At 56.7% G+C, this 22958-nt stretch carries 22 protein-coding genes, 5 tRNA genes and 2 pseudogenes; 7 read left to right on the forward strand and 22 right to left on the reverse strand.

Annotated elements, in window-relative coordinates:
- Positions 1 to 13: 13 nt before the first annotated feature.
- The 20 genes from BWI95_RS05065 to mltB form a co-directional block, all read right to left on the reverse strand.
- On the reverse strand, positions 14 to 1489 hold the full coding sequence (locus BWI95_RS05065) for an FKBP-type peptidyl-prolyl cis-trans isomerase N-terminal domain-containing protein (protein ID WP_076769107.1): 1476 nt from the start codon (positions 1487 to 1489) through the stop codon (positions 14 to 16).
- Positions 1486 to 1857, reverse strand: coding sequence for a hypothetical protein (locus BWI95_RS05070; RefSeq protein ID WP_232374415.1), 372 nt, complete (start codon positions 1855 to 1857; stop codon positions 1486 to 1488). Before BWI95_RS05070 ends, BWI95_RS05065 begins: the two co-directional genes overlap by 4 nt.
- 277 nt (positions 1858 to 2134) lie before the next feature.
- Positions 2135 to 2650, reverse strand: a complete 516-nt coding sequence (gene luxS, locus BWI95_RS05075; RefSeq protein ID WP_023480587.1) for an S-ribosylhomocysteine lyase — start codon at positions 2648 to 2650, stop codon at positions 2135 to 2137.
- A gap of 154 nt (positions 2651 to 2804) precedes the next feature.
- Positions 2805 to 4349, reverse strand: a complete 1545-nt coding sequence (gene gshA, locus BWI95_RS05080; protein WP_054803931.1) for a glutamate--cysteine ligase — start codon at positions 4347 to 4349, stop codon at positions 2805 to 2807.
- 80 nt (positions 4350 to 4429) lie between these two features.
- Positions 4430 to 4858: a YqaA family protein gene (locus BWI95_RS05085; RefSeq protein WP_054803930.1), complete on the reverse strand. Its 429-nt coding sequence runs from the start codon at positions 4856 to 4858 to the stop codon at positions 4430 to 4432.
- Positions 4855 to 5424, reverse strand: a complete 570-nt coding sequence (gene yqaB, locus BWI95_RS05090; protein ID WP_076769108.1) for a fructose-1-phosphate/6-phosphogluconate phosphatase — start codon at positions 5422 to 5424, stop codon at positions 4855 to 4857. Before yqaB ends, BWI95_RS05085 begins: the two co-directional genes overlap by 4 nt.
- Positions 5425 to 5650: 226 nt before the next feature.
- Positions 5651 to 5727 (reverse strand) — tRNA-Arg (locus BWI95_RS05095).
- Between the two features lie 183 nt (positions 5728 to 5910).
- Positions 5911 to 5987, reverse strand: a tRNA-Arg gene (locus tag BWI95_RS05100).
- Between the two features lie 50 nt (positions 5988 to 6037).
- A tRNA-Arg gene (locus BWI95_RS05105) sits at positions 6038 to 6114 on the reverse strand.
- A 52-nt stretch (positions 6115 to 6166) separates the two neighbouring features.
- Positions 6167 to 6243, reverse strand: a tRNA-Arg gene (locus BWI95_RS05110).
- A 4-nt stretch (positions 6244 to 6247) separates the two neighbouring features.
- Positions 6248 to 6340 (reverse strand) — tRNA-Ser (locus BWI95_RS05115).
- Positions 6341 to 6677: 337 nt separating this feature from the next.
- Positions 6678 to 6863, reverse strand: coding sequence for a carbon storage regulator CsrA (csrA, locus tag BWI95_RS05120; RefSeq protein ID WP_023480680.1), 186 nt, complete (start codon positions 6861 to 6863; stop codon positions 6678 to 6680).
- Positions 6864 to 7101: 238 nt separating this feature from the next.
- Positions 7102 to 9732 (reverse strand): alanine--tRNA ligase, encoded by a 2631-nt coding sequence (gene alaS, locus BWI95_RS05125; protein ID WP_076769109.1) that lies wholly within the window; start codon positions 9730 to 9732, stop codon positions 7102 to 7104.
- A gap of 130 nt (positions 9733 to 9862) precedes the next feature.
- Positions 9863 to 10378, reverse strand: a complete 516-nt coding sequence (recX, locus tag BWI95_RS05130; protein ID WP_054804648.1) for a recombination regulator RecX — start codon at positions 10376 to 10378, stop codon at positions 9863 to 9865.
- A gap of 67 nt (positions 10379 to 10445) precedes the next feature.
- A complete protein-coding gene (gene recA / locus BWI95_RS05135) occupies positions 10446 to 11510 on the reverse strand; it encodes a recombinase RecA (protein ID WP_023480527.1) in 1065 nt (354 codons plus the stop codon).
- Between the two features lie 90 nt (positions 11511 to 11600).
- On the reverse strand, positions 11601 to 12098 hold the full coding sequence (gene pncC / locus BWI95_RS05140; protein ID WP_054804649.1) for a nicotinamide-nucleotide amidase: 498 nt from the start codon (positions 12096 to 12098) through the stop codon (positions 11601 to 11603).
- Between the two features lie 186 nt (positions 12099 to 12284).
- The gene (locus tag BWI95_RS05145; RefSeq protein WP_076769110.1) at positions 12285 to 13163 is read right to left on the reverse strand and encodes a metal ABC transporter substrate-binding protein; all 879 of its coding nucleotides are present in this window, start codon (positions 13161 to 13163) and stop codon (positions 12285 to 12287) included.
- Between the two features lie 11 nt (positions 13164 to 13174).
- Positions 13175 to 14038, reverse strand: a complete 864-nt coding sequence (locus BWI95_RS05150; RefSeq protein ID WP_076769111.1) for a metal ABC transporter permease — start codon at positions 14036 to 14038, stop codon at positions 13175 to 13177.
- Positions 14035 to 14697, reverse strand: coding sequence for a metal ABC transporter ATP-binding protein (locus BWI95_RS05155; protein WP_076769112.1), 663 nt, complete (start codon positions 14695 to 14697; stop codon positions 14035 to 14037). Before BWI95_RS05155 ends, BWI95_RS05150 begins: the two co-directional genes overlap by 4 nt.
- A gap of 226 nt (positions 14698 to 14923) precedes the next feature.
- Positions 14924 to 16006: a lytic murein transglycosylase B gene (gene mltB / locus BWI95_RS05160; protein ID WP_042714684.1), complete on the reverse strand. Its 1083-nt coding sequence runs from the start codon at positions 16004 to 16006 to the stop codon at positions 14924 to 14926.
- Positions 16007 to 16275: 269 nt separating this feature from the next.
- Here mltB and srlA point away from each other — a divergent pair.
- From srlA to srlD, 4 genes and pseudogenes are all read left to right on the forward strand, one after another.
- A pseudogene (srlA, locus tag BWI95_RS05165) lies at positions 16276 to 16835 on the forward strand (PTS glucitol/sorbitol transporter subunit IIC).
- A pseudogene (gene srlE / locus BWI95_RS05170) lies at positions 16832 to 17790 on the forward strand (PTS glucitol/sorbitol transporter subunit IIB). The pseudogenes srlA and srlE overlap by 4 nt, the downstream one beginning before the upstream one ends.
- Before the next feature lie 10 nt (positions 17791 to 17800).
- Positions 17801 to 18163, forward strand: a complete 363-nt coding sequence (gene srlB, locus BWI95_RS05175; protein WP_054804639.1) for a PTS glucitol/sorbitol transporter subunit IIA — start codon at positions 17801 to 17803, stop codon at positions 18161 to 18163.
- Between the two features lie 17 nt (positions 18164 to 18180).
- A complete protein-coding gene (srlD, locus tag BWI95_RS05180) occupies positions 18181 to 18960 on the forward strand; it encodes a sorbitol-6-phosphate dehydrogenase (protein ID WP_054804638.1) in 780 nt (259 codons plus the stop codon).
- A gap of 90 nt (positions 18961 to 19050) precedes the next feature.
- On the opposite strand, the gene BWI95_RS23240 is transcribed toward srlD, so the two are convergent.
- The gene (locus tag BWI95_RS23240) at positions 19051 to 19194 is read right to left on the reverse strand and encodes a hypothetical protein (RefSeq protein WP_156884888.1); all 144 of its coding nucleotides are present in this window, start codon (positions 19192 to 19194) and stop codon (positions 19051 to 19053) included.
- A 2-nt stretch (positions 19195 to 19196) separates the two neighbouring features.
- Between BWI95_RS23240 and gutM the strand changes: the two genes are divergently transcribed.
- The 3 genes from gutM to gutQ all read left to right on the forward strand — a co-directional run bounded on the left by gutM (position 19197) and on the right by gutQ (position 21355).
- The gene (gutM, locus tag BWI95_RS05185) at positions 19197 to 19556 is read left to right on the forward strand and encodes a transcriptional regulator GutM (RefSeq protein ID WP_023480516.1); all 360 of its coding nucleotides are present in this window, start codon (positions 19197 to 19199) and stop codon (positions 19554 to 19556) included.
- 67 nt (positions 19557 to 19623) lie between these two features.
- Entirely contained in the window at positions 19624 to 20397 is a 774-nt protein-coding gene (srlR, locus tag BWI95_RS05190) for a glucitol operon DNA-binding transcriptional repressor SrlR (protein ID WP_042714694.1), read from the forward strand.
- Complete coding sequence (gene gutQ, locus BWI95_RS05195) at positions 20390 to 21355, forward strand: arabinose-5-phosphate isomerase GutQ (RefSeq protein ID WP_076769113.1); 966 nt, start codon at positions 20390 to 20392, stop codon at positions 21353 to 21355. The genes srlR and gutQ overlap by 8 nt, the downstream gene beginning before the upstream one ends.
- Here the strand turns inward: gutQ and norR are convergent.
- Complete coding sequence (gene norR, locus BWI95_RS05200) at positions 21352 to 22866, reverse strand: nitric oxide reductase transcriptional regulator NorR (protein ID WP_076769114.1); 1515 nt, start codon at positions 22864 to 22866, stop codon at positions 21352 to 21354. The genes gutQ and norR overlap by 4 nt on opposite strands.
- Positions 22867 to 22958 lie beyond the last annotated feature (92 nt).

Below are 22958 nucleotides of genomic sequence, written 5' to 3' on the forward strand. Positions count from 1 at the left end.
GGGAGGCGTTTTTTTATTTCACAATACCGAGGATCTCAAGCGTCATAATCGACGCCACGCCCGGTGGCACCATGCCCGGGATCCCTTGCTCGCCGTATGCCAGCTCAGCGGGGGTATAGATTCGAATCCGCCCCCCGACCACCACTTTTTCAATCCCTGCGCGCATCAGCGGCGGCAGCTCGCTAATTCGCCCGCTGTGTACCGCACCGCGCGACAGCACCTTGCCGGAACTCAGCTTCTCATCAACCCGAAAGCGGATCACATCACCAGACAGCAGCGCCACGCCCTGCCCTTTCTTCTCCACCAGATAGATGATGCCATTGGCAGTGCGCTCAGCTCCTTTCAGCTTTGCCGCCTCGGCCAGCACGTTTTGTGCCTGTTTCCTGTTCTGCGCCAGCTCGTTTTTCTGCGCATCGCCCATCTTTTTATTCAGGCTTTGCAGCACCTTTTCGATATCGTCGCTCTTCATCTGCAGGCTGCCGGCGAACTTATCCTGAAAGCCCTGTAAAAACGCCTCTGGCAGATATTTTTGCCCGGAGTGGGTCAGCGTGACGCTCTCCTGCTGCGCTTTCGCCGCAAACCAGGCGCCCCAGGCGTAGTTCATTCTGGCGGCGGGCGATCTGTTCTCTGTCAGCAGATAGCGGCTTTGCGCTTTTTGCGGCGCTAACGCTGCTGCACTCTTCTGCTCAGCCTGCGCTTTCTCCTCTGTGCGCTGCTTGAGCTGCGCCTCCAGCGTGGCGATACGCGCAGCCTGGTCGCTGACCTGCTTTGTAGCGAGATCAAGCTTGCTGCTTATCGCCTCTTTGGCCTGGGTGAGTTGCTTCACCTGCTCCGCGTTTAGCAACGGCGCGGCGGTGTGCTGCTGGCCCTGCTTTTCCAGCGCCTCCAGCTGCTGCTGATGGGCTTTCACCTGCTGCTGCAGTTCGCTGTTTGCTGTGCGAAACGCCTGCAGCGCTTGCGTGTCATCGGCGTGCTTCTGGCTCGTCTGCGCCAGCTGCTGCTGGCTGGCCTTGAGCTGCTGTTCGAGCTGGCTTTTCTCATCTCGCAGACGTTTTAGCGCGTCGCTCTCATTGGCAAGCTTCTGCTTCGTTTCGGCCAGTTGCTGAATATGGGTCTGCAACTGCTGTTTTAACGACGCGCTCTCTTTTGCCACTGTGTCCTGCTTAGCGGGCAGTACAACCGCGGTGGCGTGCTGCTTTTTCTTCAGCGCGGCGATCTGGCGTTGCGCTAACGCAAGCTTGCGCTTTAGCTGCGCGACTTCCTCACGCTTCGCCTCACTCTCTTTCACCTTACCCTGCACCTCAACCGGTGGGGCAGGCGTCGCGTTCGGCTGCGCCGAAAGCCGATCGTTAATAAACGGAGAGTGAGGAGTAACGGCGATAATCTTCTCTTTATTTAACTGCTCAAGTAATGCAGCCGGATCGGCACGAACCCCGGAGGATGAAATAGCTGATAGCAATACAGCTGACGAATATAATAATTTTCTCATAACTGTTTCAGTGCATTTGCGCGCCGGGACATGTTAACGAATACCGCGCTGCGTACGCGCGAGCAAACAACTTCAATTTTGTTATCAATTTCCGTCTTCATTATTTCCGCCGAGTTGTTATCAATAATCGGCTGATTTTTTTTGTAGACTTCATAACTTTGATTGAGGGTGGTGAACTGCTGTTTGTAGGTTTCAAATGCCGTTTTGTCGAGCCCCTGCAGGGCGGTAAGCAGTTCATAGCACTGCTGTGTCTCCTGCTTCTGCGGCGCGTCCTGCACCAGCGCGGGTGCTTTTGATTTAACGCAGCCGGTTAATGTGAGTGAGAGACAAAAAGAGAGATATAAGTAAGAGATGGGTGAGCGCCGCATAATATCCTCGTTATTCAGGCATTCTTTTCACTGAAATAGATGCAGAAAATAAATACAGAAGGTAACACGTTCGCCTAATAGCGACGTGCGGTGCAAACTATCATGGCAAGATTGAAATAACAATAAGAAGGCGTGGCGACAGTGAGGATATTATTTATATATTAAGCGCAGGTAATAATTAAAAGAATTAAATAGAAATAATGTATAAAAACTTTCTTATAAATATGAGGGCATATAATAATGCCGCTTCCTGTTAACCAGAAAGCGGCATGGCGAACTAGATATGCAGTTCCTGCAACTTCTCTTTCGGCAGAGCCAGGTCATCATTGCTGTTAACGCGCACATCGCGATCGAGAATGTGACGCGCGATCTCCTGCGCCTCTTCCAGCGAGTGCATCTGGTATGTACCGCACTGGTAAACGTTCAGCTCAGGGATCTGGTTCTGCTCCTTGACTTTCAGCACGTCAGCCATCGCCGCTTTCCAGGCATCAGCGACACGCTGCTCATCCGGCGTACCGATTAGGCTCATGTAGAAGCCGGTGCGGCAACCCATTGGCGAAATATCGATAATTTCTACGCCATCACCGTTGAGGTGGTTACGCATAAAGCCAGCGAAGAGGTGCTCCAGCGTGTGGATCCCTTTCTCCGGCATAACTTCTTGATTAGGAATGCAAAAACGCAGGTCGAATACGGTGATGGCGTCGCCGTGCGGCGTGTTCATTGTTTTAGCAACACGGACTGCAGGCGCTTCCATACGGGTGTGATCGACAGTGAAGCTATCCAGTAACGGCATTTAGTCACCTCCGACAGTGATTTTTTTTAAAATAAACTGAACTCTTTGTTCGCGTGCGAGTCTGAATATATGAAAGACGCGCATTTGTTATCATCATCCCTGTTCTTCGAGAGATGAAATTTTGGCCACAGAGATGTGGCCTTTTTCTTTTCTGCTATGCGTGACGCGCAAGCAGCGCTTCAAACGATTCATTATCCCCGGCTTCAATCTCCGACTGGCGCGCCAGTGAAGCGTGGCATTCAGCAATAAAATCCTCTTCATGCAGAATTTCCAGCGGCTCTTCACGCAGCTGCGAACGATACTGCTCGCTCAGCGCTTTACCTGTTCCGCCCATACCTTCATCAATCATCGAGCGCAGAATACGCGCCGAGAAGGTCAGCTCAGGATCGTCAAAGCTGGCGACCAGCTGATCGCATACCGCTTCATACTCGTTGCCACCGTACACGCCATCCAGCGTTTGCGCTACCCGTTTCAGATCGTTAAACAGATCGCGTCCGACATCGGCGAGCGGGTATTGCGCGGTTTCACAGCCTATACCGAGCGTCAGGCCTGGCTTACGGCCTTCGAGGATCACGCGGTTCCAGTTAGTGCGCGTACAGAGCAGTTCATCACTGCTCATCTCCGGCGCATCGGCCAGCACACACCAGACCATAAAGAGATCGAGGAAACGCACCTGCTGCTCATCAACGCCAATCGCGGTGAACGGGTTGATATCCAGCGAGCGCACTTCGATATATTCAATGCCGCCGCGCAGCAGCGCATCCGACGGAGTTTCGCCGCTGCGGGTCACGCGTTTCGGTCGAATTGGCGCGTAGAGCTCATTTTCGATCTGCAGGATGTTGGTATTGATTTGCAGATACTTGCCCTCTTTCTGCAAACCGATCTTCGCGTACTCTTCCGACGGCGTTTTGATCGCGCGCTTCAGCGCGACCACGTAATCGTGAAGATTGTTGAAGGTAATATTGAGGCTGTTCTGCGACTTATTGGTGTAGCCCAAATCGCTTAAGCGCAGCGACGTGGCATAGGGCAGATAGAGCATGCCGTTGTGCATCTTCTCGAAGGGCAGCGACGTCTCTTTGCCCTGCAGGAAGGAGGAGCAAATAGCCGGTGAGGCACCGAAAAGATAAGGGATGACCCAGCCGAAGCGATAGTAGTTGCGGATCAGGCGGAAATAGCCCTCCGAGACCGCTTCTTTATCGGTGCTGCCGCTTTTCGCCTGCCAGAACGCCATCGGCAGCGAGAAGTTATAGTGCACGCCGGAGATGGTTTGCATCAGCGCGCCATAGCGGTTTTTCAGCCCTTCGCGGTAGAGGGTTTTCAGGCGACCAATATTTGAGGTGCCGTACTGCGCCAGCTCAATCTCCTGCCCCTCTTTGATATAGCAGGGCATGCTCAGCGGCCAGAGACGCTCATCGCCAATCTGGCGGGCGGTATAGCGATGGATGTCGCGCATGATAGTGAGCATGCGGTCAATATCACCCTCAACCGGGGTGATAAACTCCAGCAGCGCTTCGGCAAAATCCGTCGTAATCCATTTATGAGTTAATGCAGAGCCAAGCGCTGCCGCGTGACCGGTTGTCGCCAAAGACCCATCCGCGTTAACGCGCAGGGTTTCGCGCTCAAGGCCACGTTGGATGCCTTTGAGCGCCTGAGGATGTTTTTCCAGCCAGGACAACGCCTGTGATACGTCCGGGATCAAATTGACCTCCCGCCTGTAATAATCGTTTTATTAAGCATAATTGTAATGGTTGACGATGAAAGGTCACTCACGCAATCCAATTAGTGCCACCACGTCATACCCTGAAGCGTTACGAGGGCGAGAGCCACATAGCGTAACGCTTTGCCAAGGCATAAAAAAAAGAGCACTGGCCCCCACGAAAGGCGTAGCCATCCCGCAAGTATGCACAGCAGATCGCCTATAACAGGCATCCAGCTCAATAACAGCGCCGCGGCGCCGTAACGTTTGAGCCAGCCGGTCGCCCTCTCCTGCCAGCGCGATGCTTTACGCTGCGGGAAGAAGCGCCCAAGAATAACGTTAGTCAGCCCTCCAAGGCTATTACCCATTGTTGCTATTACAACAAGCCACCAGGGCTGGCTGACTTTCGCCAACAGCATGGCGACCATCACCACTTCCGAGTTGCCCGGTAAAATCGTGGCACTGAGAAAACTGCTGGCGAACAGTGAAAGAAGCGGCAGCGCATCGCTCACAATACGCGGACATCCACTGCGTCCATACCGGCCGCACGCGCCGCCTGCAGGCCGAAGTCGGCATCTTCAAATACCACGCACTGCGACGGCTGTACGCCCATACGTTCTGCGCAGAGTAAAAAGGTATCCGGTGCGGGTTTATGGTGCTGAACGTGATCGGCGGCAATTACCGCATCAAAATAGTGTCGCAGACCGAGATGTGCCAGCAGCGCTTCAGCAACGGCGCTTTCACTACCGGTGCCAACCGACATCGGGCGACGCCCATGCCACGCTTTTACCACGTCGATAAGCGGTAACGGGCGCACGCAATCGAGCAGCATCGCTTTTACGGCTGCGGTTTTCTCTTGGGCAAGTAAGTGGGGATCAAGATCGGCCTGGTTTTCTTTGATAACGGCTTCGGCGATACGCCAGGTTGGCGAGCCGTTCAGCGCGACCATTGCCTGTTCGTCAAAATGCATGCCGTAACGCGCCAGCACCTCGTGCCAGGCTTTGCGGTGAGTTGGTTCAGTATCCAGGATGGTGCCATCCATATCAAAAATCAAACCAGCGTAACGTGCGTACATCATGTTCTCACAAACCGGATAACTAACATTTACTTTAACGTAAACAAGGCTTTTTGTCGCATCCAGCGCGAGATTAGCTTCAGGGAATATGATTTTGGGCAGAATTTCGTCGAAAGTGTGGGAGTTGTGAGGATGATGCTTTGGAAGTATGTAAGGCAGGTGTGAAGAAAGTTCAGGGTATGCGGTGTTGAGGGAGGATAAACCAGAGTTGCTGTTATCTCGCAGAAGATGGTGCATCCGGGAGGATTCGAACCTCCGACCGCTCGGTTCGTAGCCGAGTACTCTATCCAGCTGAGCTACGGATGCATCAGGATTACTGCTTTACGATGAAAAGCAACACTGCTTTTTCATTGAGATGGTGCATCCGGGAGGATGACTCGGCTTTGCCTCGCCCTTCGGGTCGTTGCTGAAGCAACGCTATCCTCCCTGGTGCTCGCGGTTAGGCCCGCTACCCCTGAGAAAACAGACTCGCTGTTATCTCGCAGAAGATGGTGCATCCGGGAGGATTCGAACCTCCGACCGCTCGGTTCGTAGCCGAGTACTCTATCCAGCTGAGCTACGGATGCATCGGGATTACTGCTTTACGATGAAAAGCAACACTGCTTTTTCATTGAGATGGTGCATCCGGGAGGATTCGAACCTCCGACCGCTCGGTTCGTAGCCGAGTACTCTATCCAGCTGAGCTACGGATGCATCAGGATTACTACTTTAACGATGAAAAGCGAAAACTGCTTTTCACTGAAGATGGTGCATCCGGGAGGATTCGAACCTCCGACCGCTCGGTTCGTAGCCGAGTACTCTATCCAGCTGAGCTACGGATGCAAAATGGCGGTGAGGCGGGGATTCGAACCCCGGATGCAGCTTTTGACCGCATACTCCCTTAGCAGGGGAGCGCCTTCAGCCTCTCGGCCACCTCACCACACGCCTCTTACGAGTGCTTCGAAGAGTTCGTTAAGAGCTCATCGTCGCTGCGTGGCGCACATATTACTTTCTGGGACTTATAAGTCAAACAATTTTTCCCAGCCCTGAATCGTTTGCACACTTCGCAGGCAATTAGGCGCTAAAAAGGGCAAAAAGGATGTTTTATCAGCAAAAATTCACGGCCTGGCAGACATGACATTACGCATGCGTGATAAACAAAAATGGCGCGAGAAAGTATCAGATGCAGGAAATCTGCAATAAAAATGAGACAGAGAAGCGGGAGAATCGACGGGAGGGTTGCGTCTCGCCTAACAACCGCGAGACGCATAATGGCATCAGAAATTGGACTGCTGGGATTTTTCAGCCTGGATACGCTGGTAGATCTCTTCACGATGGACCGATACTTCTTTGGGGGCGTTTACGCCAATGCGCACCTGGTTACCCTTCACCCCTAATACAGTCACAGTGACCTCATCCCCAATCATGAGGGTTTCACCAACTCGACGAGTCAGAATCAGCATTCTTTGCTCCTTGAAAGATTAAAAGAGTCGGGTCTCTCTGTATCCCGGCATTATCCGTCATACAACGCAAAAATATAAGCGATGACAAACTCATAACATGCAAGCAGCCATGGCATTACATTCTGTAGACGTAAGTTTAGCCGATATACACAACTTCAACCTGACTTTCTCGTTATCAATAGCGTAGTGGCAACAAAGCCATAACCTCAAGGTTATGGCTTGTGCGTTCGCTTTGTAATTATGACAGTTTAGCGCTTACCCAATCTTTAACACTGGCGAGAGCAGCAGGCAGCGCGGCCGCATCGGTACCACCGGCTTGCGCCATGTCCGGACGTCCACCGCCTTTGCCCCCAACCTGTTGGGCGACCATTCCTACCAGTTCCCCTGCTTTAACGCGGTCAGTCACATCCTTAGAGACGCCCGCGATGAGAGAAACTTTACCTTCAACAACAGTGGCAAGAACGATAACCGAAGCGCCGAGTTGGTTCTTCAGGTCGTCCACCATGGTACGCAGCATCTTCGGCTCGACACCTTCCAGCTCGCTCACCAGCAGCTTAACGCCGTTGATTTCCATCGCGTTACCGGAGAGGTTTGCGCTCTCTTGCGCTGCCGCCTGTGCTTTAAGCTGCTGCAACTCTTTTTCCAGCTGACGCGTACGTTCAATCACTGAACGCACTTTGTCGCCGAGATTCTGGCTGTCGCCTTTCAGCAACTGAGCAATATCCTGTAGCTGATCGTTCTGCGCATGCAGGCTGGCAATCGCCGCTTCGCCGGTGACGGCTTCGATACGACGCACACCCGCCGCGGTGCCGGATTCTGACACAATGCGGAACAGACCAATATCACCGGTGCGCGAAGCGTGCGTCCCGCCGCAAAGCTCGGTGGAGAAATCCCCCATCTGCAGCACGCGGACGCGATCTTCATACTTCTCGCCAAACAGCGCCATTGCGCCGTTCGCTTTTGCCGCTTCGAGATCCATGATGTTGGTTTCGATCGGCAGGTTGCGACGAATTTGCGCATTCACCATATCTTCCACCGCGCGGATTTCCGCCGGCTTCATGGCTTCGAAATGGGAGAAGTCAAAACGCAGCGCTTTGTCATTCACCAGCGACCCTTTCTGCGCGACATGCGTACCAAGTACGCTACGCAGCGCGGCATGCATCAGGTGGGTGGCAGAGTGGTTAAGGCGGATACGGGCGCGACGCGCTTCGTCAACTTCCGCTTTCACGCCGTCGCCCACTTTCAGCGAACCGCTGCTGAGCTTGCCGACATGACCAATCGCCTGACCATACTTCTGCGTATCCAGGACGGCGAATGTAAAGCCGTTGCCTTTCAGCTCGCCTTTATCGCCAACCTGGCCGCCTGATTCCGCATAGAACGGGGTCTCATCAAGCACAACAACCGCGTCCTGGCCGGCGGCAATCGACTCAACCTGTTTGCCATCGACAAACAGCGCGGTCACTTTGCCGTTCAGCTCCAGCTGGTCGTAGCCTTTAAATTCTGTTGCGCTATCAACGCGGATCATCGCGTTGTAGTCTGCGCCAAAGCCGCTCGACTCGCGTGCACGACGGCGCTGCTCTTCCATTGCCGCTTCGAAGCCCGCTTCATCAACTTTCAGATTGCGCTCGCGGCAGACGTCCGCGGTCAGATCGACCGGGAAACCGTAGGTGTCGTACAGGCGGAAGGCGGTTTCACCATCCAGCGTGTCGCCCTGCAGTTTAGAGAGCTCTTCATCCAGCAGCGCCAGACCGCGCTCCAGCGTACGTGCAAACTGCTCTTCTTCGGTTTTCAGAACCTGCTCAACCTGCGCCTGCTGGCGCTGCAGCTCTTCCCCGGCGGAACCCATCACTTCAATCAGTGGGCCAACCAGTTTATAGAAGAAGGTATCCTTCGCGCCAAGCATGTTGCCGTGACGAATCGCGCGGCGAATGATGCGGCGCAGCACGTAGCCGCGGTTCTCATTCGATGGGATCACACCGTCCGCAATCAGGAAGGCGCAAGAGCGGATGTGGTCAGCGATCACGCGCAGAGATTTGTTGCTCAAATCCGTCGCACCGGTTACTTTCGCGACCTGCTGGATCAGCTTCGCGAAGAGATCGATTTCATAGTTGGAGTTCACGTGCTGCAGCACAGCTGTAATACGTTCCAGGCCCATACCGGTGTCTACGGACGGCTTCGGCAGCGGCTCCATGGTGCCATCGGCCTGGCGGTTGAACTGCATAAAGACAATGTTCCAGATCTCGATATAGCGATCGCCATCCTCTTCCGGGCTGCCCGGCGGGCCACCCCAGATGTGGTCGCCGTGATCGTAGAAGATCTCGGTACAGGGGCCACACGGACCGGTGTCGCCCATCTGCCAGAAGTTGTCAGACGCATACGCTGCGCCTTTGTTATCGCCGATACGAATAATACGTTCGCGCGGGATACCGACCTCTTTTTCCCAAATTTCGTATGCTTCATCGTCGGTTTCGTACACCGTCACCCACAGACGCTCTTTCGGCAGCTTGAACCAGTTTTCACCGGTCAGCAGTTCCCATGCGTACTGGATAGCATCATGTTTGAAGTAATCGCCGAAGCTGAAGTTGCCCAGCATTTCAAAGAAGGTGTGATGACGTGCGGTGTAACCGACGTTTTCCAGGTCGTTGTGTTTACCACCTGCACGCACGCAGCGCTGCGACGTGGTTGCACGGGAATAATTACGTTTGTCGAGCCCAAGGAAAACGTCCTTGAACTGGTTCATCCCGGCGTTAGTAAACAGCAGAGTCGGGTCGTTATTCGGTACCAGGGAGCTGCTGGCAACTACCTGGTGTCCCTTGCTATGGAAAAAATCGAGAAACGCCTGACGGATCTCAGCGGTGCTCTTGCTCATAATTATCCTGAAATCAAGCTAACGAAATGTGGTAGCGGACCATCGCCATCGCATGGCAGACGCATCCGCTACTGGAAAAAGTGGGAATAAGATAAGTTTTCTTTAGTGGGAAGTAAAATCCCGTATGCGCTCAGTCGGCAAAATTTCGCCATATTTCCTGAATATCTTCTTGCATAAAGCCGCGATAGAGCAGAAAGCGTTGCACTTTCACTTTTGCAGCAAATTCAGTGGGCAACGGCTCGCCATATTTGCGCTGCGCCTGATCGCGGGCGCTGCTCACCCAGTCAATCTCGCATTCGCGCATGGCGTTTTCGCTGGTCTCCCGGGCGATGCCTTTCTGGTTCAACTCCTGGCGAATACGCACCGGGCCATACCCTTTGCGCGCGCGGCTGGCAATAAACTGGCGGACAAAACGGCTGTCGTCGAGAAAGTTGTGCTCTATGCACCACGCCACAACCTGATCGATCTCTTCCGGAGTCGCATCAACCGCTTCGGGGCCCTTCTTCGTCATGATGGGTGCTGCGAGCTTGCGGCGAAACTCAAGTTCGCTGTGGTCGCGCATCGCCAGAATGCGCATAGCGCGATCGCGTAAGCGCGCCATGGCGCTGCGGCGGGAGGTGTTATCAGAAGAGGAGTTATCGGACATCGTAAGATCCTGTCACCATAAAAACAAAAAGGGCTGCATCAGCAGCCCTTGATTACGGATAACGTTATCAGAAATCTTCGTTAGTTTCTTCAACGCCCGCGTCTTTGTCATCAACGGTAAACTCTGGCGTCGCAGTCTGGTTGCTGAGCAGAATTTCGCGCAGCTTCTTCTCGATCTCTTTCGCTGCAGCCGGGTTCTCTTTCAGCCAGGAGGTAGCATTCGCTTTACCCTGACCAATCTTGTCGCCGTTGTAGCTGTACCAGGCGCCCGCTTTTTCAATCAGCTTCTCTTTCACGCCCAGGTCGACCAGCTCGCCGTAGAAGTTAATGCCTTCGCCGTAGAGGATCTGGAACTCAGCCTGTTTAAACGGTGCCGCGATTTTGTTTTTCACAACCTTCACGCGGGTTTCGCTACCGACAACCACATCGCCCTCTTTCACCGCGCCGATACGGCGGATGTCGAGACGAACGGAAGCGTAGAACTTCAGCGCGTTACCACCGGTGGTGGTTTCCGGGTTACCGAACATCACACCAATCTTCATACGGATCTGGTTGATGAAGATAAGCAGCGTATTGGACTGCTTCAGGTTACCGGCCAGCTTACGCATCGCCTGGCTCATCATACGTGCCGCGAGGCCCATGTGAGAGTCGCCGATTTCGCCTTCGATTTCCGCTTTCGGCGTCAGCGCCGCAACGGAGTCGACCACCAGCACGTCAACCGCGCCGGAGCGCGCCAGCGCGTCACAGATTTCCAGCGCCTGCTCACCGGTATCCGGCTGGGAGCAGAGCAGGTTATCGATATCAACGCCCAGTTTGCGGGCATACACCGGATCCAGCGCGTGTTCCGCATCGATAAACGCACAGGTTTTACCTTCGCGCTGCGCCGCAGCAATAACCTGCAGAGTCAGGGTCGTTTTACCGGACGACTCAGGCCCGTAAATTTCGACGATACGGCCCATTGGCAGACCGCCCGCGCCCAGCGCGATGTCGAGAGAGAGTGAGCCGGTAGAGATAGTCTCTACATCCATGGAGCGGTCTTCACCCAGACGCATGATGGAGCCTTTACCGAATTGCTTTTCGATCTGACCCAGTGCAGCTGCAAGCGCCTTTTGTTTGTTTTCGTCGATAGCCATTATTACTCCTGTCATGCAGAGTGAAGCGCGTTACGCCCCGTGGTGAATAACTGATTTGTTGCGGCAATTATACTGTATAGTCATACAGTATCAAGCCTTTTGTAGAAAATGTTGCCAGAGGGTCGTAAGTGCATAGGCGGTCGCCTGACGACGCACCGATTCACGGTCTCCCTGGAAGCATTCGCGCCGCGTAATCCCTTCTCCGTTAACGCAGGCAAGCCCAAACCAGACAGTGCCAACAGGCTTGCTTTCGCTGCCGCCATCCGGCCCGGCGATGCCGCTAATCGAAATCGCATAGTCAGCGCGCGCGGCTTTCAGGGCACCAATCGCCATCTCGACTACTACCGGCTCGCTCACTGCGCCGTGCGCATCCAGCGTCTCGCTTTTCACGCCGATCATTTGCGCTTTCGCTTCATTACTGTAGGTCACAAACCCGCGTTCAAACCAGGCGGAGCTGCCTGCGATATCGGTAATCACTTTCGCAACCCAACCGCCGGTGCAGGATTCAGCGGTGGTTAGCGTCGCGCCGCGCCCCTTTAGCGCAAGCCCGATGCGCTCGCTCAGCTGCATTAATTCACTGTCCGTCATGATGGCTCCCATGCCTCCATTAAACCGTGGCGTGAAAGATAGCACTTTCCCGTCAAATATGGGGATGGGATGGAAATTTTACGAGGCGACTTCCGAAAAAAGCAGTGTGATATAGCGGGGAAGTGGTGAGGAGAAGCCCGGTGCGCCATCGCGTCACCGGGCAGTTTACAGGTTATCCGCGCAGGATTACTTCATGCTATTGGCGATGGTGTCCACATTGTGGCGAAAGGCTTTCTGATAGGTATCCGCCACGCCCCCTTTTGCGCTCAGCGCTTCAGGGTAGAGCTCGCCGCCCGGCTGCGCGCCGGTGGCATTCGCGATCTGTTTTACCAGACGCGGATCGAGCTGGTTCTCCATAAACCACACTTTCACGCCATCGGCCTTAATCTGTTTGATAAGCGCAGCCACTTGCGATGCATTGGCCTCGCTTTCCGATGAGAGCCCCTGCGGTGCCATAAACTCAACGCCATACGCGCGGGCAAAGTAGCCGAAGGCGTCATGGCTGGTGAGCACTTTGCGTTTCGCCTGCGGAATGGCGCTGAAGCGCTCTTTCGCCCAGCTATCCATCTCTTTCAACTGCTCAATATAGCGCTGTCCCGAGGCGTTAAGCGCCGCTTCATCCGCCGGGTCGGCTTTCACCAGCGCCTTGAGAATATTTTTCGCATAGAGGGCACCATTCGCGGCACTGTTCCACGCGTGAGGATCGGTGACCGTCGCACCATCCTCCTGCAGCGTATGGGTTTGCACACCGTCAGAGGCGATCACCAGCTGGCCTTTAAAACCGGAGGCTTTCACTAACCTGTCGAGCCAACCTTCCAGCCCAAGCCCGTTGACCACCACCACATCCGCATTATTAAGCAGCGCGCTATCTTTTGCCGAAGGCTCAAAGGTGTGGGGATCGCCATCCGGCCCGACCAGCGAGGTCACCTTTACATGATCACCGCCCACCTGGCGGGTGATATCGCCCAATATCGAAAAGCTGGTCACCACGTTGATGGTTTTTGCCACTGCGCTCTGCGCCATCAACCCGAGCGCCAGCGCCAGAATCACTCCTGTACGTTTCATTATTTTCCCCTTTATGTAAAAAGCGCGCGCAGGCTGTTTGCCAGCCCGCTGCGCGTGCCGAATAAGATGGATAAAAAGAAGATAAGGCTTGCGGTCAGCACTATCGCCGGGCCGGCAGGCAGTCCCGCCAGCCACGACAGGCTCAAGCCGAGCCAGGCGCAGAGCGCGCCAATCGCCGCAGCCAGCAGTAACAGGCGCGGTAAGGTTCGTGCCCAGCAACGCGCTGCCACGGCGGGCAGCATCATCACCCCCACCGCCATCAGCGTGCCGAGCACCTGGAACCCGGCCACCAGATTGAGCACCAGCAGCGCCAGAAATAGCCCGTGCAGCATGCCCGGCACGCGCGGTGCGTTGACCTGTAAAAAGGCGCTGTCGAACGCCTCACTCACCAATCCGCGATAGCAGATGGCAAGGGTAATTAGCGTCAGGCTGGAAACCCCTGCGACAAACAGCGCCGCGTCGCGATCCACCGCGAGAATTGAGCCGAACAGCAGGTGCAGCAGATCGACATTCGACCCGCGCAGTGACACCAGCGTCACGCCCAGCGCCAGCGAGCCAAGGTAGAAGCCAGCAAAGCTGGCATCCTCTTTTAGCGGCGTCCGGCGGCTGACCCACCCCGCCACCAGCGCGACGGCAATCCCGGCGATAAACCCGCCGACACTCATCGCCAGCAGCGACATGCCGCTCAGCAGGTAGCCCACCGCGACGCCGGGCAGGATGGCGTGGGATAGCGCATCACCCATCAGGCTCATGCGCCGCAGCAGCAAAAAGATGCCGAGCGCCGTGGTGCTGACAGAGAGCGCAAGGCAGACCACCAGCGCGCGGCGCATAAACCCGTATTCGATAAAGGGCTGGAAAAAGAGATGCCAAATCATGCGCAGTTCTCCTCAAGGCTCAGCGTCGCCCCCCACTGCGCCTGCTTCTCATCCAGCCGCAGCGTCTGCGGAAAGTAGCGCGTCACGCGCGCGCTATCGTGCAGCACCGCCAGCAACGTCTGCCCGGCGCGGTGCATATCCACCATCTGCTCCATCAGCAGCTGCGAGGTCGCTTCATCAATGCCGGTAAAGGGTTCGTCGAGCATCACCAGCGGCGCATTTTGCACCCAGATGCGGGCAAACAGCATGCGCTGAAACTGGCCGCCAGAGAGGGTGTCGATGGTCTCGCCAGCCATCTCCGCAAGCCCGACACGCTCCAGCCCCTGCGCCACGCGTTTGCGCGCATCGCGGTTCAGGCCAGCAAACAGGGAAATACGCGGCCAACAGCCCATGCTGACCACCTCCTGCACCGTCAGGGGAAATTGCGCCTCCAGCGCGTGACGCTGCGCCAGCCAGCCGATGGTGGGCCGCGCGCCCTGCCAGCGCAGCACGCCGCTGACCGGGGGTAAAAATCCCGCCAGGGTTTTCAATAGTGTCGATTTGCCGCAGCCGTTGGCACCGACAATCGCCGTCATGCTGCCGCGCACCAGCGTGCCGCACAGCGCCGGGGTGATCGCCAGCCGATCATAGCCAGCAACCAAGTGGTCCAGTTCCATCATGGCAGCGCAACCGCCCACTCAGTCAGTAGCCAAAGCAGCAGCAACAGCCCTGCCGCCAGCAGCAGGCGGCTCGCAGCGGAAAAGGAGAAAAGGGTTACGGGAATCATTCACACACCTCATATGTTATAACGTAACAATAAACTGTAGTGATAATGATGTAAATCGCGGAGCGTAACGGGAGTGCGTCGAAATGTTTCAATCCCCTCCCGCAGGAGGGGAAAGCAATTTACTGAATACGCGCCAGCGCCACTGCCTGGCCGAGCTGCCAGACCGCCATCGCGTAGTGGGTGCTGTGGTTATAGCGGGTGATGGTGTAGAAGTTCGGCAAACCGTACCAGTACTCATACCCGGTGCCGACATCGAGGCGCAGCAGGCTCGCCTGCTGATGATCGCCCAGCGGCTGTTGCGGTGTCAGACCCGCCGCCGCCAGCTGTCCGAGGCTGTAGTTGGTTTTAAAGCCGTTCTCCAGACCCGGTGCCTGGCCATTAGCCGGAACCGCAACCTGATCGCCCTTCACCCAGCCGTGCTGTTTGAAGTAGTTAGCCACGCTGCCAATCGCATCCACCGGATCCCACAGGTTGATATGGCCGTCGCCGTTGAAGTCCACCGCGTACTGCTTATAGGACGACGGCATAAACTGGCCGTAGCCCATTGCACCGGCGAAAGAGCCTTTCAGCTCCAGCGGATCGTCGCTCTCATCGCGCGCCATCAGCAGGAAGGTCTCCAGCTCGCTGGCGAAATAGTCTGCGCGACGCGGGTAGTCAAAGGCCAGCGTCGCCAGCCCATCGAGGATGCGGGTTTTGCCCATCACGCGGCCCCAGCGCGTTTCCACGCCGATAATGCCAACGATAATTTCCGGCGGTACACCGTAGACGCGCCATGCGCGATCAAGGGCATCCTGATACTGATTCCAGAAAGCGACACCGTTCTGCACGTTATCCGGCGTGATGAACTGCTTGCGGTAGCGCAACCACGCACCGTTTGGCCCGGTTGGGCCCGCGGTCGTCGGCGCCTGTTTGTCCATCAGGCGCAATACGTAATCAAGACGTTTCGCCTGCGAGAGGATCTCATGCAGCTGCTGACGATCGAATCCATGCTTGCTCACCATCGCATCAATAAAGCGCTCTGCCGCGGGGTTATTGGCAAAGTCGCCGCCGCTCATCACCACCTCATGTTGTGGCTTAAGCAGAAAGCCGCCCGATGGCGCGGGCGACACGGTCTGGGGAGCTTCAGCGAGCGGGGGTTTACTGCTACAGGCACAGAGCACAACAAACGCGGGCAATAACGCCGCGTAACAACGCTTCAACATGGGATATCCACTTAAACGAATTCAGCCAGGGGGCAAGTATGGTAAAGCATTTCCCCGCCGACAAGGAAGCGCGGCATCACCTGCGTAGAGGATCGCATTTCCCCTGTATCCCCTCCCCTTTTCATTCATTTAAAACCGAAGCACCTCGCAAAAACTTTCAAAATGATCATTTTTTCTTTCATATTGAGATCTAAATAACACATTAAGACCTTTCATCATGATTATGATAGCGCCCGGTGACATAACAAAAACCCCTACAGGAGAGAACAATGGAAACCATCACGCATGGTGCCGAATGGTTCATCGGGCTGTTTCAGAAAGGCGGTGAGGTCTTTACCGGCATGGTGACCGGTATCTTGCCGCTGCTGATAAGCCTGCTGGTGATCATGAACGCGCTGATTAACTTTATTGGCCAACACCGCATTGAAAAACTTGCCCAGCGCTGCGCGGGCAACCCGATCGCCCGCTACTTACTGCTGCCCTGCATCGGCACATTTGTGTTCTGTAACCCGATGACGTTAAGCCTCGGGCGCTTTATGCCGGAACGATACAAACCGAGTTATTACGCCGCCGCGTCCTATAGCTGCCACTCGATGAACGGCCTCTTCCCGCATATCAACCCGGCGAGCTGTTTGTCTACCTCGGTATCGCCAGCGGCCTTACTACGCTCGGCTTACCCCTCGGTCCGCTGGCGGTGAGCTACCTGCTGGTAGGTCTGGTGACCAACTTCTTCCGTGGCTGGGTAACCGACCTCACCACCCGCATTTTTGAGCGAAAAATGGGCATTCAGCTTGCACAAGAGGTTCACCTCGCCGGAGCAAAATCATGAGTCGAATCATTATTGAAAAAGGTGCCGGCGGCTGGGGCGGCCGCTGGAAATCGATGCCAGCAGCGAGAAGAAAATCGTCTATATCACCGCGGGCACGCGTCCGGCTATCGTCGACAAACTGGCGCAGCTGACCGGCTGGCAGGCGGTGGACGGCTTTAAAGAGGGCGAACCACCCGAAGAGGAGATCGGTGTGGCGGTGATTGACTGCGGCGGCACCCTGCGTTGCGGCATCTACCCCAAACGCCGCATTCCGACCGTCAATATTCATGCGACGGGCAAGTCAGGGCCGCTGGCGCAATACATCCTGGAAGATATCTATGTCTCCGGGGTGAAAGAGGAGAACATCCGGCTGCAGGGTGGCGCTCCGGCTGCCAGCGCGCCCCAGCCGCGGGATTACGACACCACGAAAAAGATCACCGAGCAGAGCGACGGCCTGCTGGCGAAAGTCGGCATGGGCATGGGTTCGGCGGTGGCGGTGCTGTTCCAGGCCGGTCGCGACACCATTGATACGGTGCTGAAAACCATCCTGCCGTTTATGGCCTTCGTCTCGGCGCTGATCGGCATCATCATGGCTTCCGGGCTGGGCGACTGGATCGCTCACGGCCTCGCGCCGCTAGCCAGCCATCCGCTTGGGCTGGTGACGCTGGCGCTGATTTGCTCCTTCCCGCTGCTCTCGCCTTTTCTTGGCCCGGGAGCGGTTATCGCTCAGGTCATTGGCGTGCTGATTGGCGTGCAGATAGGCCAGGGGCATATCCCTCCGCACCTTGCGCTGCCGGCACTGTTCGCCATTAACGCCCAGGCCGCCTGCGACTTTATTCCCGTTGGCCTGTCGCTGGCGGAAGCCCGCCAGGAAACGGTACGCGTCGGCGTCCCTTCCGTGCTGGTGAGCCGCTTTTTAACCGGTGCGCCAACGGTGCTAATCGCCTGGTTTGTCTCCGGTTTTATCTATCAATAAGAGGTGATGCATGACCGTTATCTATCAAACCACCATAACCGCAATTGGCGAAAGCGCGCCGGAGGCGCTCAGCGACAACATGCTGATCACCTTCCGGGAGGGCGCGCCTGCCGATGTCGCCGAGTTCTGTTTTATCCATAACCACGGCCCGCTCTGCGGCGCGCTGCTGCCGGGCGCGCAGTTTACCCTCGGTGAAAAACACTACCCCGTGACTGCCGTCGGCGAGGTCGCCGAGCAGAATTTGCGCGAGCTGGGCCATATCACCCTGCGTTTCGATGGGCAGACGCAGGCGGAGTTTCCGGGCACGGTGCACGTCGCCGGCCCGGTACCGGACGCTATCGCGCCGGGCTGCATTTTAAAATTTGTCGCTTAAGGTCTAAGGAGAAGAGTATGAAACAGGTTGCCGTTGTCATTGGTGGAGGACAGACCCTCGGGGCGTTCCTCAGCCGTGGGCTTGCCGCAGAAGGGTACCGCGTGGCGGTTGTCGATATTCAGAGTGATAAAGCGGCGACGGTCGCTAATGAAATTAACAGCGAGTATGGCGAAGGAATGGCCTATGGCTTTGGTGCCGACGCCACGAGCGAGCAGAGCGTGCTGGCGCTGGCGCGCGGCGTCGATGAGATTTTTGGCCGTGCCGATCTGCTGGTCTACAGCGCCGGCATCGCCAAAGCGGCGTTTATCAGCGACTTCGCGCTGGGGGATTTTGACCGCTCGCTGCAGGTCAACCTGGTGGGGTATTTCCTCTGCGCCCGCGAGTTCGCCAAATTGATGATCCGCGACGGCATCCAGGGGCGCATTATTCAAATCAACTCCAAGTCGGGCAAAGTGGGCAGCAAGCACAACTCCGGCTACAGCGCGGCCAAGTTCGGCGGCGTGGGGCTGACGCAATCCCTGGCGCTGGATCTGGCGGAGTATGGCATTACCGTGCACTCGCTGATGCTCGGCAACCTGCTGAAGTCGCCAATGTTCCAGTCGCTGATCCCGCAATATGCCAGCAAGCTTGGCATTCCGGCAGAGGAAGTGGAGCAGCATTACGTTGATAAAGTGCCGCTGAAGCGCGGCTGCGATTATCAGGATGTGCTGAACGTGCTGATGTTTTACGCCAGCCCGAAAGCCTCCTACTGTACCGGCCAGTCAATCAACGTCACCGGCGGTCAGGTGATGTTCTGATTCGGCCCCAACGCCTGATGGCGCTGCGCTTATCAGGCCTACGGGTTCAGTGATTTATGTAGACCTGGGTTTTGTAGGCCGGATAAGGCGTCAGCCGCCATCCGGCAAACAGCCCGCACCAACGCCTGATGGCGCTGCGGTTTTGTAGGCCGGATAAGGCGCCAGCCGCCATCCGGCAAACAGCCCGCACAACTGCCTGATGCCGTTATGCGGTATCGCATTCAAAGGAGACATCGATGGTTTCATCCCTTATCACTCTCGCCGTTATCGCCTGGCTCAGCCAGTTAGCGCTTGGCGGCTGGCAAATCCGCCAGTTCAACAAAGCTTTCGACGCGCTCTGCCAGCGCGGGCGCGTCGGCGTTGGTCGCTCGGGCGGGCGCTTTAAACCGCGCGTGGTGCTGGCGGTGGCCTTCGATCAACACGATCGCGTCAGCGACACGCTGCTGATGCGCGGCCTGACGGTTTTTGCCCGCCCGAGCAAAATTGAGCGCTTAATCGGCGTAAAAAGAGAGGAATTAGAGCCCGATGTGATCTTTCCCCATGATCCGGGCTGTCAGAATGCTCTATCATTGGCGCTTAAAATGAAACATGGATAATTTCGTTGTGAACGCTAATAGCTTGCGAAATTATCATTTCGCAACGTAACGCAGGATATCTTCGCCTATGAAACCACGTCAGCGTCAGGCGGCAATTCTTGAGCATCTTCAGAAGCAGGGAAAGTGTTCTGTTGAAGAGCTGGCACACCACTTTGATACCACCGGCACAACCATCCGCAAAGATCTGGTCGCGCTGGAGCAGTCCGGCGCGGTGATCCGCACCTACGGCGGGGTGGTGCTAAATAAAGACGAGGCCGATCCGCCCATCGATCACAAAACGTTGATCAACACCGTGCAGAAAGGGCTGATTGCCGAAGCAGCCGTTGGCTACATCCACGACGGCGACTCGATTATCCTCGACGCGGGCAGCACGGTGCTGCAAATGGTGCCGCTGCTTAGCCACTTCAATAACATCACCGTGATGACCAACAGCCTGCATATCGTCAACGCCCTTTCAGAGCTGGATAACGAACAGACCATCCTGATGCCAGGCGGCACATTCCGTAAAAAATCGGCCTCCTTCCACGGCCAGCTGGCGGAGAACGCCTTTGAGCAGTTCAGCTTCGACAAGCTGTTTATGGGCACCGACGGCATCGATCTCAACGCCGGGGTGACCACCTTTAACGAGGTCTTCACCGTCAGCAAAGCGATGTGCAACGCCGCCCGCGAGGTGATCCTGATGGCGGACTCCTCCAAGTTTGGTCGTAAAAGCCCCAATATTGTCTGTAGCCTTGAGAGCGTCGATAAGCTGATTACCGACGCCGGGATCCCGCCGGACGTTCGCGCCGCGCTGGAAGAGAAAGGAATCGATGTGATTATTGCCGGAGAAGAAAATGCGTGACTCTTTTATTAACGCCGCACGCCAGGCGCTGCTGCTGGAGCTACAGGAAGCAAGCCGCCTGCCGGAGCGCCTCGGCGACGATTTCGTTCGCGCCGCTGAAACGGTGCTGAACTGCAAAGGCAAAGTGATCGTCTCCGGGATCGGTAAATCCGGGCATATCGGCAAGAAGATTGCCGCCACCTTCGCCAGCACCGGCACCCCGGCCTTTTTTGTCCACCCGGCAGAGGCGCTGCACGGCGATCTCGGCATGATCGAGAGCCGCGATGTGATGCTGTTTATCTCCTACTCCGGCTCGGCAAAAGAGCTGGATCTGATCCTGCCGCGTCTCGACGAGAAAGCCGTCACGCTGCTGGCGATGACCGGTAAACCGCGTTCGCCGCTGGCGCTTGCCGCCCACGCGGTGCTCGATATCGCCGTTGAGCGCGAAGCCTGCCCAATGCACCTCGCGCCGACGTCCAGCACCGTCAATACGCTGATGATGGGCGATGCGCTGGCGATTGCAGTCATGCAGGCGCGCGGCTTTGACGAAGAGGACTTTGCCCGCTCGCATCCGGCGGGTGCGCTCGGCGCACGGCTATTAAACAAAGTGCATCATCTGATGCGCAAAGCGGACCAGGTGCCGCAGGTGATGCTGACCAGCAGCGTGATGGACGCGATGCTGGAGCTGAGCCGCACCGGGCTGGGTCTGGTAGCGGTCTGCGACGCCGGGCGTCACGTGCACGGGGTGTTTACGGATGGCGACCTGCGCCGCTGGCTGGTGGCGGGCGGAGCGTTAACTGCGGTGGTCAGCGAGGCGATGACGCCGGGCGGCATTACCCTTGACGCCAGCAGCCGCGCAGTGGATGCCAAAGAGCGTCTGATGCAGCGCAAAATCGCCGCCGCGCCGGTGGTAGATGATGCAGGTGAACTGGTCGGTGCCATCAACCTGCAGGACTTTTACCAGGCCGGTATTCTCTAGTCCTTCAGCCCAAGACGCTTCGCCAGCCGGTGCAGGTTGGCGACGTCCATCTCCAGCGCTCTGGCGCAGGCAGCCCACTTGCCGCCACTCTCCTCAAGCGCGCGGGAGATAAGTGTGCGCTGGAACGCCTCCGTCGCTTCGCGCAGGTTTTGCCCGCTTAATGGCACGCTTACCGGCTTTGCCGGCGGCACGGGTTCATCGCTCAGGGCAAAGTGATGCGCTTCCAGCACGATATCCCCGGCATGCTGCGTACCGCGCGCCAGCACCACCGCGCGGTGGATGGCATGCTCCAGCTCGCGCACGTTTCCCGGCCAGCCGTAGCGCTGCAAATGCCCGCGCGCAGCAGGGCTTAGCGCCACGCGCCCGAGACCAAAACGCAGGCGGCACTGCTCGCAAAAATAGCCCGCCAGCAGCACCACATCCTCGCCCCGCTCGCGCAGCGGCGGCACCTGTAAGGGGAAGACGCTCAGGCGGTGATAGAGGTCGGCGCGAAACCGTCCGGCGACCACCTCTTCACGCAGATCGCGGTTGGTGGCGGCCAGCACCCGTACATCAACACGCTGGCTGCGGTCATCGCCGACGCGCTGAATATCGCCATACTGCAACACGCGCAGCAGCTTCGCCTGTAGCGACAGCGAAAGCTCGCCAATCTCATCAAGAAACAGCGTGCCGTTATCGGCCATTTCAAACTTGCCGCTGCGGTTGCTGATGGCTCCGGTAAAGGCCCCTTTCACATGACCGAAGAGTTCGCTCTCGGCGACACTCTCCGGCAGCGCGGCACAGTTGAGATACACCAGCGGCTTGTCGGCGCGCGGCGAGGCTTCATGGATTGCTTTCGCCACCAGCTCTTTACCAGTGCCGGTTTCGCCGCCAATCAGCACGTTGAGATCCGAAGGCGCAACGATGGCGATCTCTTTTTTCAGCTGCACCATCCCCGGCGACAGGCCGATCATCTCGCTGCGCGCGACCTGTTCAAACGCCGCGGGCGCACCGGGCAGCATGTTCTGCCGCTCCAGCTCCTCAATCAGCAACGCGTTATTAAGCGCGCCTGCCGCCAGCGCGGCCACCAGCCGCAGCTCCTCATCGCTGAAGGCGTCAAACTGATCCGGCGACATGCCATCAAGCGTCAACGCGCCAATCAGGTTTTGCCCGGCAAACAGCGGCAGGCCGACGCAGGCATGCACCTTGAGTTTCTCCTGGCCGGGGATCAGGCCATCATAGGGATCGGGCAGATCGCTGTCGGCGGGAAAGCGCACCACATCGCCAGCGCGGGCAATCGCTTCCAGCCGCGGGTGGCCTTCAAGGGTAAAGCGCCGCCCGAGCACATCCTGCGCCAGCCCATCGATCGCCAGCGGAATAAACTGCCGCGCCTCGTAGCGCAGCAGCGCCGAGGCATCGCACGCCAGCACCTGACGCAGGGTGGTAATCAGCCGCTGGAAACGATCCGCGTGACCGATCCCGCTTTGCAGCTCAATGGCGATGCCCGCCAGCACATTCAGTGAAAAACTCATTCTGACCTCACTGTCATTTTGACAATGCATAGTGTCATATTGACTGTATTTATCATAGTCATAATGACATTCTAATTTTCGATTATTTTAAA

This window comes from Kosakonia cowanii JCM 10956 = DSM 18146 (assembly GCF_001975225.1).
Classification (GTDB): domain Bacteria; phylum Pseudomonadota; class Gammaproteobacteria; order Enterobacterales; family Enterobacteriaceae; genus Kosakonia; species Kosakonia cowanii.

Coding starts and splice junctions, on each gene's coding strand:
- BWI95_RS05065 (WP_076769107.1), bottom strand. CDS start 1,489: ATGAGAAAATTATTATATTCGTCAGCTGTATTGCTATCAGCTATTTCA.
- BWI95_RS05070 (WP_232374415.1), bottom strand. CDS start 1,857: ATGCGGCGCTCACCCATCTCTTACTTATATCTCTCTTTTTGTCTCTCA.
- luxS (WP_023480587.1), bottom strand. CDS start 2,650: ATGCCGTTACTGGATAGCTTCACTGTCGATCACACCCGTATGGAAGCG.
- yqaB (WP_076769108.1), bottom strand. CDS start 5,424: ATGATGTACGCACGTTACGCTGGTTTGATTTTTGATATGGATGGCACC.
- csrA (WP_023480680.1), bottom strand. CDS start 6,863: ATGCTGATTCTGACTCGTCGAGTTGGTGAAACCCTCATGATTGGGGAT.
- alaS (WP_076769109.1), bottom strand. CDS start 9,732: ATGAGCAAGAGCACCGCTGAGATCCGTCAGGCGTTTCTCGATTTTTTC.
- recX (WP_054804648.1), bottom strand. CDS start 10,378: ATGTCCGATAACTCCTCTTCTGATAACACCTCCCGCCGCAGCGCCATG.
- recA (WP_023480527.1), bottom strand. CDS start 11,510: ATGGCTATCGACGAAAACAAACAAAAGGCGCTTGCAGCTGCACTGGGT.
- pncC (WP_054804649.1), bottom strand. CDS start 12,098: ATGACGGACAGTGAATTAATGCAGCTGAGCGAGCGCATCGGGCTTGCG.
- BWI95_RS05145 (WP_076769110.1), bottom strand. CDS start 13,163: ATGAAACGTACAGGAGTGATTCTGGCGCTGGCGCTCGGGTTGATGGCG.
- BWI95_RS05150 (WP_076769111.1), bottom strand. CDS start 14,038: ATGATTTGGCATCTCTTTTTCCAGCCCTTTATCGAATACGGGTTTATG.
- BWI95_RS05155 (WP_076769112.1), bottom strand. CDS start 14,697: ATGATGGAACTGGACCACTTGGTTGCTGGCTATGATCGGCTGGCGATC.
- mltB (WP_042714684.1), bottom strand. CDS start 16,006: ATGTTGAAGCGTTGTTACGCGGCGTTATTGCCCGCGTTTGTTGTGCTC.
- srlB (WP_054804639.1), top strand. CDS start 17,801: ATGACCGTTATCTATCAAACCACCATAACCGCAATTGGCGAAAGCGCG.
- srlD (WP_054804638.1), top strand. CDS start 18,181: ATGAAACAGGTTGCCGTTGTCATTGGTGGAGGACAGACCCTCGGGGCG.
- BWI95_RS23240 (WP_156884888.1), bottom strand. CDS start 19,194: ATGTCTCCTTTGAATGCGATACCGCATAACGGCATCAGGCAGTTGTGC.
- gutM (WP_023480516.1), top strand. CDS start 19,197: ATGGTTTCATCCCTTATCACTCTCGCCGTTATCGCCTGGCTCAGCCAG.
- srlR (WP_042714694.1), top strand. CDS start 19,624: ATGAAACCACGTCAGCGTCAGGCGGCAATTCTTGAGCATCTTCAGAAG.
- gutQ (WP_076769113.1), top strand. CDS start 20,390: ATGCGTGACTCTTTTATTAACGCCGCACGCCAGGCGCTGCTGCTGGAG.
- norR (WP_076769114.1), bottom strand. CDS start 22,866: ATGAGTTTTTCACTGAATGTGCTGGCGGGCATCGCCATTGAGCTGCAA.